At 63.4% G+C, this 13,711-nt stretch carries 13 protein-coding genes and 1 pseudogene; 10 read left to right on the top strand and 4 right to left on the bottom strand.

Annotation, left to right across the window (positions count from 1 at the left end; genetic code table 11):
• Positions 1-161 precede the first annotated feature (161 nt).
• Positions 162-275, bottom strand: a pseudogene (locus QZ189_RS08365) (phycocyanin subunit beta); the annotation flags it as partial.
• A 38-nt stretch (positions 276-313) separates the two neighbouring features.
• Between QZ189_RS08365 and QZ189_RS08360 the strand changes: the two are divergent.
• Together QZ189_RS08360 and QZ189_RS08355 are read left to right on the top strand one after the other, a co-directional pair.
• A complete protein-coding gene (locus tag QZ189_RS08360) occupies positions 314-1,357 on the top strand; it encodes a methyltransferase domain-containing protein (protein WP_010316010.1) in 1,044 nt (347 codons plus the stop codon).
• Entirely contained in the window at positions 1,357-2,226 is an 870-nt protein-coding gene (locus QZ189_RS08355) for an MBL fold metallo-hydrolase (protein WP_010316013.1), read from the top strand. Before QZ189_RS08360 ends, QZ189_RS08355 begins: the two co-directional genes overlap by 1 nt.
• Here the strand turns inward: QZ189_RS08355 and QZ189_RS08350 are convergent.
• Positions 2,201-2,353 carry a hypothetical protein gene (locus QZ189_RS08350; protein WP_010316015.1) on the bottom strand — a complete coding sequence of 51 codons (153 nt, stop codon included), beginning with the start codon at positions 2,351-2,353 and terminating at the stop codon, positions 2,201-2,203. The two genes, QZ189_RS08355 and QZ189_RS08350, sit on opposite strands and share 26 nt — an antisense overlap.
• Before the next feature lie 303 nt (positions 2,354-2,656).
• Between QZ189_RS08350 and QZ189_RS08345 the strand changes: the two genes are divergently transcribed.
• The 7 genes from QZ189_RS08345 to QZ189_RS08315 all read left to right on the top strand — a co-directional run bounded on the left by QZ189_RS08345 (position 2,657) and on the right by QZ189_RS08315 (position 9,887).
• Positions 2,657-2,782: a hypothetical protein gene (locus QZ189_RS08345; RefSeq protein WP_255344645.1), complete on the top strand. Its 126-nt coding sequence runs from the start codon at positions 2,657-2,659 to the stop codon at positions 2,780-2,782.
• 3 nt (positions 2,783-2,785) lie between these two features.
• Positions 2,786-4,225: an urea transporter gene (locus tag QZ189_RS08340; RefSeq protein ID WP_010316019.1), complete on the top strand. Its 1,440-nt coding sequence runs from the start codon at positions 2,786-2,788 to the stop codon at positions 4,223-4,225.
• Positions 4,226-4,227: 2 nt separating this feature from the next.
• Complete coding sequence (locus tag QZ189_RS08335; protein ID WP_010316020.1) at positions 4,228-4,452, top strand: hypothetical protein; 225 nt, start codon at positions 4,228-4,230, stop codon at positions 4,450-4,452.
• Between the two features lie 189 nt (positions 4,453-4,641).
• Positions 4,642-5,760, top strand: coding sequence for an aspartate carbamoyltransferase (locus QZ189_RS08330; RefSeq protein WP_247477600.1), 1,119 nt, complete (start codon positions 4,642-4,644; stop codon positions 5,758-5,760).
• A gap of 13 nt (positions 5,761-5,773) precedes the next feature.
• Complete coding sequence (gene asnB / locus QZ189_RS08325) at positions 5,774-7,810, top strand: asparagine synthase (glutamine-hydrolyzing) (protein ID WP_296421516.1); 2,037 nt, start codon at positions 5,774-5,776, stop codon at positions 7,808-7,810.
• 149 nt (positions 7,811-7,959) lie between these two features.
• Entirely contained in the window at positions 7,960-9,171 is a 1,212-nt protein-coding gene (locus tag QZ189_RS08320) for a Zn-dependent hydrolase (RefSeq protein WP_247477605.1), read from the top strand.
• Positions 9,168-9,887, top strand: a complete 720-nt coding sequence (locus QZ189_RS08315; RefSeq protein ID WP_247477606.1) for a DUF1028 domain-containing protein — start codon at positions 9,168-9,170, stop codon at positions 9,885-9,887. The genes QZ189_RS08320 and QZ189_RS08315 overlap by 4 nt, the downstream gene beginning before the upstream one ends.
• On the opposite strand, the gene QZ189_RS08310 is transcribed toward QZ189_RS08315, so the two are convergent.
• Together QZ189_RS08310 and QZ189_RS08305 are read right to left on the bottom strand one after the other, a co-directional pair.
• Entirely contained in the window at positions 9,884-10,666 is a 783-nt protein-coding gene (locus QZ189_RS08310) for an HAD-IIB family hydrolase (protein WP_029626207.1), read from the bottom strand. The two genes, QZ189_RS08315 and QZ189_RS08310, sit on opposite strands and share 4 nt — an antisense overlap.
• On the bottom strand, positions 10,663-12,297 hold the full coding sequence (locus QZ189_RS08305; RefSeq protein ID WP_296421515.1) for an alpha-amylase family glycosyl hydrolase: 1,635 nt from the start codon (positions 12,295-12,297) through the stop codon (positions 10,663-10,665). The genes QZ189_RS08310 and QZ189_RS08305 overlap by 4 nt, the downstream gene beginning before the upstream one ends.
• Before the next feature lie 163 nt (positions 12,298-12,460).
• Here QZ189_RS08305 and QZ189_RS08300 point away from each other — a divergent pair.
• Positions 12,461-13,711, top strand: a 1,251-nt coding sequence (locus QZ189_RS08300) for a glycosyl transferase (RefSeq protein WP_296421514.1), incomplete at its 3' end; no start/stop codon positions are given.

The raw sequence follows: 13,711 nt of genomic DNA, 5'->3' as shown, positions 1-13,711 counted from the left end.
GCCGCTCCGCCCCAGGCCCGACGCCTCTATCCCCTTCTGCTCTGGGCCCGCCGGCGCGCCTTGCAATGGAAAGGCCTGCCTGAGGACCCCGATCAAGGGGCACCCATACAGGCCGAGATGGGCTGATCTCAGTGGAGATCAGGCAACAGCAGTAGCTGCGGGATCAGAGCGGGCTGCGCGTCGAACAGCGCGCGGGTTGCGATGGCAGAAGCGTTGGAGGTGATGCGGTTCACAGCATCCATGCGCTTGTTGCTCTCACTCACCATGGCGGCGAGGGTGAGCACTACGGTCAGGACGAGCGCTCCGACCAGGCATGCAAGACGTCGTTCAGGCCTATTACGGCAAGGAACTGCAGAGCACCGCTGATCTCAAGACCAGTGCCTGCTGCGATGCCGACGCGGTCCCCAACTGGCTCAAGCCCCTCTTAAGTCGGGTCCACCCTGAGGTGAGCAGCCGCTACTACGGCTGCGGTTTGGTCTGCCCGCCCCTGTTGGAGGGCTGCCGCGTGCTGGATCTCGGCAGTGGCAGTGGCCGCGATGTCTATCTGCTCTCCCAGTTGGTGGGTGCCTCGGGTGAGGTCGTCGGGGTGGACATGACCCCGGAACAGCTGGCGGTGGCTCGGGAGTACCTGCCGTTCCATGCGGAGCAATTTGGCTATGCCAACGTCCGCTTTCTCGAGGGGCAGATCGAGCGGCTGGAGGAGCTGGATCTGCAGCCCGCCAGCTTTGACGTCATCGTCAGCAACTGCGTCTTGAATCTCTCCACCGACAAGCCTGCGGTCTTGAGGGGTATTCAGCGGCTCCTGAAGCCCGGTGGGGAGTTCTATTTCTCGGACGTCTACGTGGACCGGCGCCTACCGGCGGCCGTTCAGCGTCATCCGGTGCTCTACGGCGAATGCCTGGGCGGAGCGCTCTATTGGAATGACTTCCTGCGGATGGCCCGCGGGGCGGCCTTCACGGATCCGCGCCTGGTGAGCGACCGTCCCCTGGAGATCACCGAGCCCCAGCTGGCGGCTCTGGTGGGTGAGGCCCGCTTCTACTCCGCCACCTACCGGCTCTTCAACATCCCTGAACTGGAGGATGCCTGCGAGGACCATGGTCAGGCCGTCATCTACCGCGGCTCCATCGACCAGGCGCCCACGCGACTGGAGTTCGACAAGCACCACAGCATCGAGGCCGGCAAGGTCTTCCCGGTCTGCGGGAACACCTATCGGATGCTGCACCAGACCCGTTTCGCTCCCCACTTCCAGTTCATGGGTGACTTCGAGCGTCACTACGGCCTCTTTGAAGGCTGCGGTTCGGCGATTCCCTTTGATCAGGACCGCGCGGCGAGCGGGGCCTCCGCCAGCTGCTGCTGATGGACGCCGCGCCGGGGCCCTTCAGCGTCAATGACAGGTGCATTGATTGCGGCACCTGCTGGCAATTTGATCCTCTGCACTTCGCCCCCACGGGCAGCAGCTCCCAGGTCATTCGTCAGCCCGAGGGAGCAGCCGAAACCCGTCAGGCCCTGTTGGCCTTGCAGGCCTGTCCGGTGGCGGCCATTGGGACGACCCCGGAGTTGCGGCGGCTGACCCCAAGCGATGGCTTTCCGGCCCTGGTCACCCGCCATACCGCTGGAGACGTCTACTACTGCGGTTGGGCGTCACGCCGCAGTTTCGGGGCCAGCAGTTGGCTCGTGGTTCGGCCGGAAGGCAACGTCCTGATCGACTCGCCCCGTTGGAGTGCACCCTTGGCTCGGCGCATCGCCGCCTTGGGCGGTCTTCAAGCCCTGGTGTTGACCCATCGCGATGACGTGGCCGACCACAAGCGCTGGGCCAAGGCCTTGGGTTGCAGCCGTTGGATTCACCAGGCCGACGCCGATGCCGCGCCAGACGCGGAGCATCAGGTTCAGGGATCTGCGGTGGTTGCGCTGGATGGGGCGTTGCAATTGATTCCCTGCCCCGGCCACACGGCGGGGTCAATGGCGGTCCTCTTGGGTGAGCGCCGCTCGGTGCTCTTCAGCGGTGATCACCTCTGGTGGCGCCCTGAGCAAGCGGTGGTGGTGGCTTCGGAGCGGTACTGCTGGTGGGATTTCAAGGAGCAGCTCCGCTCGGTGGAGCGCTTAAAGGAGCTGGATGTGGCCTGGCTGCTCCCCGGCCATGGCCACGCCCACGCGTTTGCCCCCGGGGAGTGGCGGGCCGCTGTCGAGCAGACCTTGGCCTTTAACCGAAGAAGCCCTTGCTGTTGAGCCAGAGCCCCAAGCCCAGCATCGGCACGAAGACGGCCCCAGCAATCTGAAGCTTGATCCGGGTGGCCGAGGGCTCCGCCTGGACCGGCTTGGCGGCTGCTTTGGCTTTGGTCTTGGCTTTGGCCACGGCTGCTTACTCGAGCTGTGGGGACAGGTTGCCATTGCTTGGGTCCGTACCGGCCCTGGGGCATGGGCATCGCTTTCTTTAGCAAGTTCCAACATTTGCTCTGATGCCATTGGTGGCCTTCGATGTTGGAAATCTGTGAACCTCTTGACGTCGGTCTGCTGCGTTGTCTGCGCTGACAGTGTCAGCGGCCATCGATAGGTTGCGACCAAGAGACAGCCCTAACTGCTGCGCTGTTTTCTTAACGCTCTCCCCAGCTTGGATTGATCCATGTCGCGGTTATTTGGCGCGTTTTAGAGATCGCTCATGGAGTCATTTGCAGGAGCTGTGTTGATTTTTGTCGTGGGCGGTGTCGTCACCTTGGCGACCACCGTGATGGTGATTCAGGGCCATCTCCATTGGCGCGGCCGTGATCCCTGGGGGGAGGGCTAAGCCATGGTGTTCAGCCCCACGCTTGCTGTTCAACCCTTCTTGGCCCCCGGGATCGCCTGGGCCCTGGTGGTGATTTTTTCGGTCCTTTGGATCGCCCTTGGGGTCTCCTGGGGACGCCGGGGTTCTGGCGATGCCGATGACTACATGCTGGCCGGCCGCAACATCGGTTTGGCCCTGAGCACAGCCACCTTGATGGCGTCCTGGGTGACCGGAAACACCACCTTGCTGGCGCCTGAGTTCGGCTATCGCAACGGTCTCTGGGGGATGTTCAGCTATGCCCTGGCCGGCCTGGGCCTGGTCCTGTTTGCACCCTTGGCTCTGCGGATCAAAACGCTAATGCCCAAGGGGCGCACCAGCGGCGACTTCATCCGCCTGCGCTATGGCCGAGCCGCCTGGTGGGTCTTCATGGTGATCACGGCGATCTACACCCTGGGCTTCCTGGTGACCCAGGCGATGGGGGCCGGGATCCTGCTGGAGGCCCTCTCCGGCTTCGACTATCGGCTCGGGATGGTTGTCGTCATCGGTGTCTCCACGATCTACACCCTCTATGGCGGCATGCGCGCCGTGGTGGGAACGGACTTCATTCAGTCCCTGCTGATCATGGGCTTGCTGGTGTTGGTCGCTGTTCTTGCCCTGCAGCAGTTCCCGGTGCAGGAGCTCCACCGGGAACTGGCGGCGCAGCATCCAGAGCGCCTGAATTTGCTGTTGCCCGCTGGCTTGTTGATTGCTTGGAACTCCGCCCTCTTCTCCATGGGAGAGGTGTTTCACAACAACATCTGGTGGTCACGGGTCTTCTCCAGCCGCGCCTCCGTGGTGTTTGCCTCGTTTGTGCTGGGCGGTTTGGCCTGGATGACGGTGCCGCTGGTGACCGGTTCGATCGGCCTGGTGGCGCTCGCGCAGGCGGTGGATCTACCCCAGGTGAACATGCTCTTCCCGGTGGTGGCCTCCCAGCTCTTGGGCGCCGGTGGTGCAGCGCTGGTGTTTGTGGTGGTCTTTGCCTCCTTGACCTCCACCCTGGATTCCCTCTTGGCGTCGACGGCGGATTTGGTGGCGGAGGACGTGGTCTTCAAGTTGCTGAACCCCAACTTGAGTGATGCCCAGTTGCGGCAGGCCACCCGCTTGGTGGTGCTGGGTTTGGGGCTGTTGACCCTGCTGCTTTCCTGGCCGCGGCTCGACTCTCTGGCCTCTGTGCTGTTCTTCACCGGTGCCCTGGTGGCGTCCACGATTTGGCCGGTGGCCTACGGGCTCTACTGGCCTAGCGCCAACCGCTGGGCGGCGATTGCGGCGATGGTCTCAGGCAGCGCCGTGGGCTTAGGCGCCTATTTCCTGATCGCTCCCTACTGCGCAGCTCTGCTGTCTGCGGCGGTGTCCGCAGTGGTCATGGCCGTCGGTACCCAGCTCCAGCCGGAGCGTTTCAACTGGTTGACCCTGAAGGAGGGATAGGGATGAAACGTTGGTCGCTCAAAACCCGTGTTGCCCTTGCTGCGGCAGCCCTGGCTCTGGCCTTGCCCGCCGCCCGAGCGGCGCAGTCGACGGACTCCCCGCGCTGGCTGGTGGATCTACCGCTGTTGCGCCTGGTGATTTATGGAAGTGTGGCGGGGTTGGCGCTTTCTGTGCTGGTTCTTCTGCTGATTTGGTGGAACGAATGGAGGCGCGGCGATGTCTGGTAACGCCTTTGTTTGCATGCCCCATGGCAAGAAGAGTGGCGTTTGTGTAGCCGTTGCTACGCAAATCTGCCCCGTTTTAAGCAACTTGAACTTGGAGAAAGTGATGTGGCAGGGTGGATTTTGGTTTGAGACTCAGTGCGACCAATTCCGCCGCAGCGTTCTGCAGCAGTGGGCCTGGGTCCCCTAATCGCTATGACTGCACTCCACTCCGTCAAGACGAGTACCGGCGCTGACGCACCCGTGCGTTTTGATCCACTGGGGCCGGATGTCTTTGGCGCAGCCTCTCCCCAGGCCCTGTTGGGGGCGATTCAAGAGGACGGCGAGGCGCTCCAGGATCTGGTGGGGCAGCACGTGATCTCGATTCAGCCCTTCCGGCCCGAGACCCTGCTGCAGTTGTTTCGTCTGGCAGCCAAGTTTGAGAGCAATCCCGATCGCTATACGGCCCACAACACGCCGTTGAAGGGAAAGATTTTGATCAACGCCTTCTACGAACCCAGCACCCGCACGCGGCTGTCCTTTGACAGCGCCTGGCACCGTCTGGGCGGCGATTCGATCAACATCACCGACCGCGCCACGACTGGCCTGGCGAAGGGGGAGTCGCTGGAAGACGTCGCCCACATGTTCAACAACTACGGCGACTGCATCGTTCTGCGCGATACCGACTCCCAGGCCATCTATGCGATGACCGACACCCTGCGGATTCCGATCATCAACGCCGGCAATGGCATTGATGAACATCCCACCCAGGCGATGGCCGACCTCTACACGATGCTCAAGTGGCGCCCCGCCTTGGCGTCCCCTGAGGTCCCCGAGGATCAGCGGGCGCGCATCGGCATCGTTGGCATCCCCAGCCGCATGCGCACGGTTCGCTCACTGCTGCGGATCCTGGCGAAATTCCCGCAGATGGTGGAGGAGTTGGTCCTCATCCATGACCCGGCCAACGACGCCAGAGAGGACCTCTTTGATCGCGGCCAGCTGGAGGAGTTGCAGCAGGCGGGTCTGAAGGTGCGCTGCACCGGAGACCTGCAGGGCGAGATCCCCGGTCTGGATGTCATCTACATCAACGCCATTGCTTGGGTGGGCGATAGCTATGAGGTCCACGGCAACAGCTTTCGGCTGACGCGGGATCTGCCCTACAAGCCGGACGCCATCGTGTTGCATCCCCTGGCCCGTGGGCCGGAACTGAGTACTTGCCTCGATGACACCCCCCACAACTGGTACTTCAGTCAGGCCCGGGGGGCGGTCTTCCTGCGCATGGCTCTGTTGACCTGCATGGTGGACCGCACCAACCGGGTCATGGATGTGATCTGAGGAGGACGAAGGGATGTGTGGAATTGGTGGGGTCTTCAGCACCAGGGCGGATCAGCCCGTTGACCCGCAGCTGTTGGTCAACATGGCTGCGATCCAGGAGCATCGCGGTCCCGATGGTTTTGGCTACCGCACGCTGGATGAAGCCGGCGTGGGCTTCTGTCATGCCCGCCTCTCGATCATTGATCTGAATGAGACCCGGGCCCGTCAACCCTTCCTGAGCGCAGAGGCGGGGGCCGGCGCCCGGGTCCTGATGGCCCACAACGGCGAGTTCTATGACTTTCAGCGGATCCGCGCTGATCTGACGGCCCGCGGTGTTCGCTTCAGCAGCAAGAGCGATTCCGAGATCCTGCTGCGTCTGTATCAACAGCAGGGTTTAGGGGCGACGCTGCCGCAATTGCGCGGTGAGTTCGCCTTCGCGATCTACGACGAGACCGGCGATGTGTTGCACCTGGTCCGGGATCGCTTCGGGATCAAACCCCAGTACTGGACGATCACACCCCAGGGCTTGGTCTTTGGCTCGGAACTCAAGGTCCTGTTTGCCCATCCGGCGGTCGAGCGGCGTTTCACCTCCGAAGGGCTCTTCCACCAGTTGATGCAAACCATGGTCCCCGGGACCACGGCCTTCGCGGGCATCCATCAGGTGCCGCCTGGCCATGGCATCAGTGTTCGCCGGCGCAACGGCAACCTTGAGGTGGAGACCTGGAAGTACTGGGACATGGACTTCCCGCGCCAGGGCGAGCGGGACAGCAGTAAGAGTGAAGCCGACCACATCGAGGCGATCCGTGCCGCCCTGCTGGAAGCGGTGGAGTTGCGGATGGTCGCTGATGTCCCGGTGGGTTGCTACCTCTCCGGAGGCATTGATAGCTGCTCAATCCTGGGGCTGGCCGCTGCCGTCAGCCAGAGCCCGGTGAAGGCCTTCACCATTGGCTTTGACGACGCGCGCTACGACGAGTCGCCCATCGCCCAGGAGATGGCCGAGGCCACAGCCGCTGAGCAGGACGTCATGCGTCTCTCGGGCAAGGAGCTCTATGGCTGGATGGAGCGCACCCTCTGGCACACGGAGCGCACGATCTACAACACCCTGGCGGTGGCCAAGTTCTTGATGAGCCGCCACGTCAACAGCGTCAACTACAAGGTGGTGATGACCGGAGAGGGCTCCGATGAGCTCTTCGGTGGCTATCCCGCCTTCCGCCGCGACATGTTCCTGCACGGTCTGCAGGATCTGCCGGAGCCGGAGCGCAAAGCCTGGGAAGACCTGCTGCAGCAATCCAATGCCTTGGTGCAGGGGGCGATGTTGGCGGCGGATCAAGTGGATGACCCCGACCTCGATGCGGTCGTGGGCTTCACCCCCAGTTGCCTCCAGCCTTGGTTGGCCTGTGCGCCGTTGGTGCCGGACCTGCTCGCGGAGGCCCATCGCTCGGTCCTTTCGGACTATTCGCCGGGCCAGGCCATCGCCAAGACCCTGGATCCCGATCAGCTGGAGGGGCGCCACGCCCTCGATAAGGCCCAGTACGTCTGGATCAAGACGATGCTGGAGGGCCAGATCCTCACCTGGGGTGGTGACCGGGTGGACATGGCCAACTCTATGGAGGCGCGTCCGGCCTTCTTGGATCACCACCTGGCGGCAGCGGCGGTTCAGGTCCCACCTGAGCTGCGGATCAAGGGCAAGACCGAGAAGTACGTCCTGCGCGAGGCCATGGCGGGCCTTTTGCCGGAGGTGCTCTACAAGCGCGAAAAATTTGCCTTCATGGCTCCGCCGGCCCACACCGAGCCCGAGAAGTGGGAGCAGATGAAGCAGCTGGCCGATGACTACCTGAGTGATCAGGCGATCGAGGCGGCGGGACTCCTGAGCGTCGCGGGTGTTCGGGCCCTCTTCGCCCGCCATGACGACCCGGCCACGACCGATGCGGACCGCGTTCAGATGGACGCCATGATCAACCACCTGCTTGGCGTGCAGATGTTGCACCGGATGTTCATTGCCGCGGATGTGCCGGCCCAGGCCCGCGCCAAGGCCGATGCCCTCGGCTGGCACCCGGCCGCTGCGGCTTAAACGGTCGCAACGGTTACGCAGTACTTCGCCCTCCTGGCGGATGGTGGGGGGGCTTTTTTGAACGTGCAGGTCTGCGGTTGGTTCTCTCTGCCCCGGGCTCCCAAACCCTTGCGCCCACCGCTCAACTGAAGAGACCCTCGGTCAACGCCATGCGCCTCCTGGCCTCCTTGGAGGCCATGGCCGAAGTCGGTCTTCAGCCAGATGGTTCCATTTGCCGGCGCGGCTTCAGCGCCGAGGACCGTCAGGGCCGTGAACTGCTGAGTGAATGGCTGATCGACGCGGGGATGAGCCTGCGCATCGATGCCGCCGGCAATCTGATTGGCCGCCTGGAGGGCTCAGAGCCCAACCTCCCCGCGCTGGTGAGCGGCTCACATCTGGACACCGTTCCAACCGGTGGTCGCTACGACGGCACCCTCGGCGTCTTGGCTGGACTGGAACTGGTCCGCTGCCTGAAGGATGCCTCGCTTCAGCTGCGGCACCCTTTTGAGCTGATCGTCTTTGCCGATGAGGAGTCCACGATGGTGGGCTGCAAAGGGATGGCCGGAACGGCCAGCGGCGACCCCAGCGATTACACCACCAGTAACGGTGATCCGATTGAGCGGAACCTGGCTCGCCTCGGTGGGGACTGGGAGCGCCTGACCACTGCGGCCCGCAGCGATGACGCCATTGCTGCTTTTCTCGAGCTCCACGTGGAGCAGGGTGCTGTCCTGGAGCAACGCGGCGACAGCATTGGTGTCGTTCAAGGGGTGGTCGGCCAGCGCCGTTTCACGATCCGCGTTTGCGGGCAGGCGAACCACGCCGGTACGACGCCGATGGATCAGCGGCAGGATGCCCTGGTGGCCGCCGCGCAGGTCGTCTTGGCGGTTCAGACCATGGCCCTCGAGCACCCCGGTGATCCGGTGGCCACGGTCGGCAGATTTGAGGTCTGGCCGAATGCCGCCAACGTCGTTCCCGGGGAGGTTCAGTGCAGCGTCGATCTGCGCGATCTGGACCCCGAGGTCTTGGCCTCCCTGAGTGCGCAGCTCGAGGAACGCCTGGCGTCTATTGCTGAGGCCAGTGGTTGCAGCGTGACGATGGAGCCCCAGTTCTCTGTGGATCCGACCCCGGCTGCACCGCTGCTGATGGAGGCGATCGCCGCCTCGGCCTCAGCCTTGGGCTTCTCCCACAGCGCCCTTCCCAGTCGCGCCAGCCATGACGCCCAGGAATTGGGCCGCCGTTGGCCGATGGGCATGGTTTTTGTCCCAAGCCATCGGGGCCTGAGCCATTCCGCGGCCGAGTACACGAGCCTTGAGCAGTGTGTTGCCGGAACGTCGGTGTTGCTGGAGGCGTTTCTGCGCCTGGATGCCCAGCTCTCGGGATGACCTTTTCAATCCTGGCGCGGGATCCATCCAACGGGCGCTTTGGCGTGGCGGTTGCCACCTGTCACCTCGCCGTCGGATCAACGGTTCCCCATATCCGCTCTGGGGTTGGGGCCGTCGCGACCCAGGCCCACACGAACCCCTATCTGGGGATTTGCGGCCTCGAGCGCATGGAGCAGAACCGGGATGCGGAAACCGTCCTGGCCAGCCTGTTGCGGGATGACCCGCAGATGGAGCACCGTCAGCTGCACCTGATTGATGCCTGCGGCCGTACGGCGGGCTGGACGGGCTCTGAATGCGGTCCCTATGCCAGCCATCGCTGCCATCCGGATCTGGCGGTCGCGGGCAACTTTCTCGCTGGCGAGGCTGTCCTGCTGGCGATGGAGGAGGCCTTTCTGTTGAGTGATCCCTCCTGGAAACTGGGGCGTCGCCTGCTGAGCGCCCTTCGCGCCGGTGAGGAGGCCGGCGGTGATCTGCGCTCCCCCCATGCGACCTCGGCTGCCCTGCAGGTCAGCGGCGAGGCGGCTTTCCCGCTGTTGGATCTGCGGGTGGATTTTGAAGAGCGCGCTGTCGACTCCCTGATGGCGCTGTACGAGCGCAGTCAGCAACTCTGGGTGCAGCAATGGCGTGATTCCTTTGCTGAACTGCCCAATCCCGCAGGCACGGCTCTCAACCGAACGGTCACACCGCTCGTCGGGGACGATCCCTCGGCGGCTTAACCGATGAGTTCGCGGATGACCCGTGCCCATCCCTCGGCATGGGCGGCGGGGGCCAACAGGTAGCGCTTCTGCTCAAGGGCGCGGTGGAAGGCGGGGTGCGGGCCATCCGGACCTGGAACAACGACGGCCACATCGGCCGCTTCCAGTAGGGGAATGTCATTGGGTGAGTCCCCCAGCCCCAGCACCCTGGGTTGTTGGCCTCCCAGCCGTTGTTTGAGACGAGTCAGGGCTTCACCTTTGCTCACCTCTGGCCCCAAGAGGTGGCCCATGCGGTTGCCCTGGACGACGCTGAGACCAAGGGAGGCGGCCAGGGCTGGTAGGCGTTGACGCCCTTCATCCGAGGGGGGAACAAAGGGCACACTCCAACAGCGTCTCTGGGCTTGGGCTAAGGCCTCACCACCAAGGCCCAGTAGACGCAAGCCTTCACTTTCGCTGAGCTCCTCCAAGGGGAGTAGGGATTCACCCAGTAAGGCCTCCAACTCACTCAGCCGAGGCCGAAGGAGCTTGTGGTGGATGCCGAGGGCCTCTTCCCATTCCTCACCGCTCGGTGCTTCTCCATGGATCGCTCCTCCGTTTTCGACGATGAATGGATCACGGAGCCCAGCGGCTTGCCGAAAGTCCCGGACTTCTTCGGCGGTTTTGCTCGTGCAGGGGATGACCGGAATCTGTTCGCGCTGCAGCCATCGCAGGGTCTCGGCAGCTGGTTCCCAGCTGTAGTTGTGGTCCAACAGCGTCCCGTCCAGGTCCGTGACGATCCACCAGGTCTTGGGTTGACTCATCGGCTGCTGATCCAATAGACGCCAAAGGGTTCCAGCTCCAGTTGGCGCTCGGTTCTGACCGTTCCAGCCGGATTGAGGTGATCGATCCATCCCCGAGGAGAGGACGCACCCCAGAGCGATGCCAACACGAGTGATTGGCGCGTGGCGGTGAAGTTGTGGATAGCCCACAGACGCGCGTTCTCTTGGCCCCGCTCCAGGATCACCACATCGGAGCGGCCTGCGCTGATGACTCGCATCGGTGCATCAGGATCCAGGGCGGGCAGGTTGGCCCTCTGCTCCATCGCGTACTGCAGCTGGGCGACATTGAGGCTGGCGTCTTGGCCAGGGTCCTGGAGTTGCAGCTGCAGTGCCTGAGCATGGAACTGCGGCCGGTTCAAGTCCCTGCGATGGCCACTGGCCTGAAAGCGAGCGGTGTCGTTTGGGGCCGCCAGCAGGGCTGGTAGATAAAACGCAGGCACCCCAGGTAGGGCCAGCTTGAAGCGCTGGCTCAGCAGAAAGCGTTCCCGCTGCCAGCGCCGTGAGTCCCGACCGGGATCGGCCATGGCACTCCACCAGCTGATGTTGATTTCGTAAGGAACTTCAGTGCCATCACTGAGGCGCCGGTGGCTGATCAGCCCACCCCGTTGTTCGCACCCGGCCAGAAGTTGGAGTAACCGGGGCTGATCCATCAGGCCTTCGAGTGGTCGAAGCCCAACCCCGTCATGGCTGGCGCTGAAGTTCAGCAGGTTGGTGCCCTCGGGTAGTTCTGGCCAACCCGCTAGCCAGCGGTTGAGTAGATCGCAGCGCTCGCTCTGGCTCGCCTCCAGCAACAGCGGAGGCAGGGGGAAGTTGTAGGCCAGGTGCGCTTCCCGCCCGGACCGCAGATAGGAGAGGTTCTCTGCCTCCGGCACGTTCGTCTCGGTCACCACGGCCCCCCCAGGGGCGTGGGCTTCCTGCAGGAGGCGGAGCACTTGGACGATGGCGTGGGCTTGAGGTCGGTGGATGCAACTGGTGAAGCGTTCCTTCCAGACGTACCCCACCGCGTCCAGCCGCAACCAGCCGACGCCGTGGCGGAAGAGGCGTTGCATCAGACGGTTGAAGTGCCGCAGCACCTCTGGCTCCTGCCAGTTCAAATCCACCTGGTCCGGACCGAAGGTGGTCCAGACCTGCTTGCTGCCGCTGCGGCCGGCCAGGCTGCTGATCAAGGGCGAACTGCGGGGCCTCACGACATCCGACCAGCAGACATCAGGACTGGCCTGCAGGATGCAGGAGCTGCCGGGTGCCCTGTCTTGGAGGCATTGGTGGACCCAAGGGTGGGAGGCCGAGACGTGGTTCAGCACAAGGTCCGCCATCAGGAGACGTCCGTGGCTCAGGGCCTCCAGGTCCTTCCAATCACCGAAGCGCGGCTCGAGCTCCTCGTGGCTGGAGATTGCGAAGCCCCCGTCACTGGTGGAGCGCCAAAAGGGCAGCACATGGACGATGGAGGAGAGGGCGAGTAGCGGGCCATTCAGCAGCTCTCGCAGTAGAGGAAGGCTGGTGCGATCGGTTTCGATCACCGAATCGGCGTAGCAGATCAGCACGCAGGTTGCGCTGCTCCAGGGGCGCTGCGTTTGGGTGTGCGTCTGCGCACCGAGACACTCGGACTGCAGCAAATGCGACGACAAGCTTTTGATCTCGTTTGAAGACTGCCCCGGGTAAAGACCTCCCAGTAACAGTTCCAGCTGTCTCTGCCGGTCCAACCCAACCACCAGCGCTCCCTCCACTCCACCAGATATCGAGCAGCTGGCTCCTGGGTGTTGTTGCATCGATTACTGCATGGACTTCCAGCAAGGACTGATCACCACTGTTCATGACTACGGCTTCTCAGGGGCAGCCCCTGAGCTGTTCCATCAGCAATTACGTGATCGTCCGACGGCTCTGCTGCTCCCCTGCTTGATGGAGGAGTTCCGCCGCCCGGCCTTGCGCCTGATCCGTGAGGTGTTGTCGGGGCTCGAAGGTCTGCAGTCGCTCGTCATCGCCCTGGCGGCTGACTCCGTTGAGGAGGTGGATGAGGCCGAGGCGTTCTGGGCGGCGATGCCCTTCCCCGTGCACGTGCACTGGACCAATGGCCCGGCGGTCATCGAGCTGCTGCAGTCAGTCAAATCCTTAGGTCTTGACGTTCTTGGTCCCCCTGGCAAGGGATGGGCCGTCTGGCAGGGCTTGGGGGTGGCCTGCCGCGAGGCTGAAGTTGTCGGGCTGTTCGACGCCGACATCCGGACGTTTTCGTCGGCCTATCCCCAGCGCATGCTCCAGCCCCTGTTGGATCGCTCCACGGGGGTCGCCTATGTCAAAGCCTTCTACAGCAGGCTTTCCCTAGAAACCCATGCTTTGCAGGGAAGGGCGACCCGTTTGTTCGTGGGTCCCTTACTGAGCAGCTTGGAGCAGATCGTCGGCCCTCTTCCCTATCTCCGTTATCTCCAGTCCTTTCGCTATCCCTTGGCCGGTGAGTTTGCATTCACGACCGATTTGGCGATGAATTTGCGAATTCCTTGCGATTGGGGCTTGGAGATCGGATTGCTCTCCGAGGTTTATCGCCACGTCGCCATGAGTCGGATTGCCCAGGTGGACCTGGGGGTGTTTGACCACAAGCACAAGGATCTCGGGGCGACCCCTGAGCAGGGACTCAAGCGGATGGCCAGCGAAATCCTGCGCACGGTCCTGCGGGGCTTGATGGAGCACGAGGGCTGCAATTTGCTCAACGAGCAACTCCCCACCCTGGAAGCGCTCTATCGCAGGGTCGGCCAAGATCGGGTCCGGCAGTTCGGGCTCGATTCAGCCATCAATGGCCTCCCCCATGACCGCCATGGCGAAGAACTGGCCGTTCAGGACTTTGCGCAGCTGCTGCGGCCGGCCATCAAGGATCTGATGGAGACACCCTCGGTTCAGCAACTGCCGAGCTGGTCCCGGGTGCTCAGCTGTAGCCAGGATCTTCAGCAGGCCTTGGCCGCGGCGGGTCAATGTCGATCAGCAGGACGTAACGCTGACTACGTCACCCCCCCATCGGATACGGCTCAATTGGAGGAGCCA

The organism is Vulcanococcus sp. CPBay_Sum15L08_68 (assembly GCF_017855895.1).
Classification (GTDB): Bacteria; Cyanobacteriota; Cyanobacteriia; order PCC-6307; family Cyanobiaceae; genus Vulcanococcus.
This window is presented reverse-complemented; position numbering and strand designations above follow the sequence as displayed.

Excerpts from the sequence above, each read along its gene's own strand:
- QZ189_RS08360 (WP_010316010.1), top strand. The coding sequence starts at position 314 with ATGCAAGACGTCGTTCAGGCCTATTACGGCAAGGAACTGCAGAGCACC.
- QZ189_RS08355 (WP_010316013.1), top strand. The coding sequence starts at position 1,357 with ATGGACGCCGCGCCGGGGCCCTTCAGCGTCAATGACAGGTGCATTGAT.
- QZ189_RS08345 (WP_255344645.1), top strand. The coding sequence starts at position 2,657 with ATGGAGTCATTTGCAGGAGCTGTGTTGATTTTTGTCGTGGGCGGTGTC.
- QZ189_RS08340 (WP_010316019.1), top strand. The coding sequence starts at position 2,786 with ATGGTGTTCAGCCCCACGCTTGCTGTTCAACCCTTCTTGGCCCCCGGG.
- QZ189_RS08335 (WP_010316020.1), top strand. The coding sequence starts at position 4,228 with ATGAAACGTTGGTCGCTCAAAACCCGTGTTGCCCTTGCTGCGGCAGCC.
- QZ189_RS08330 (WP_247477600.1), top strand. The coding sequence starts at position 4,642 with ATGACTGCACTCCACTCCGTCAAGACGAGTACCGGCGCTGACGCACCC.
- asnB (WP_296421516.1), top strand. The coding sequence starts at position 5,774 with ATGTGTGGAATTGGTGGGGTCTTCAGCACCAGGGCGGATCAGCCCGTT.
- QZ189_RS08320 (WP_247477605.1), top strand. The coding sequence starts at position 7,960 with ATGCGCCTCCTGGCCTCCTTGGAGGCCATGGCCGAAGTCGGTCTTCAG.
- QZ189_RS08315 (WP_247477606.1), top strand. The coding sequence starts at position 9,168 with ATGACCTTTTCAATCCTGGCGCGGGATCCATCCAACGGGCGCTTTGGC.
- QZ189_RS08310 (WP_029626207.1), bottom strand. The coding sequence starts at position 10,666 with ATGAGTCAACCCAAGACCTGGTGGATCGTCACGGACCTGGACGGGACG.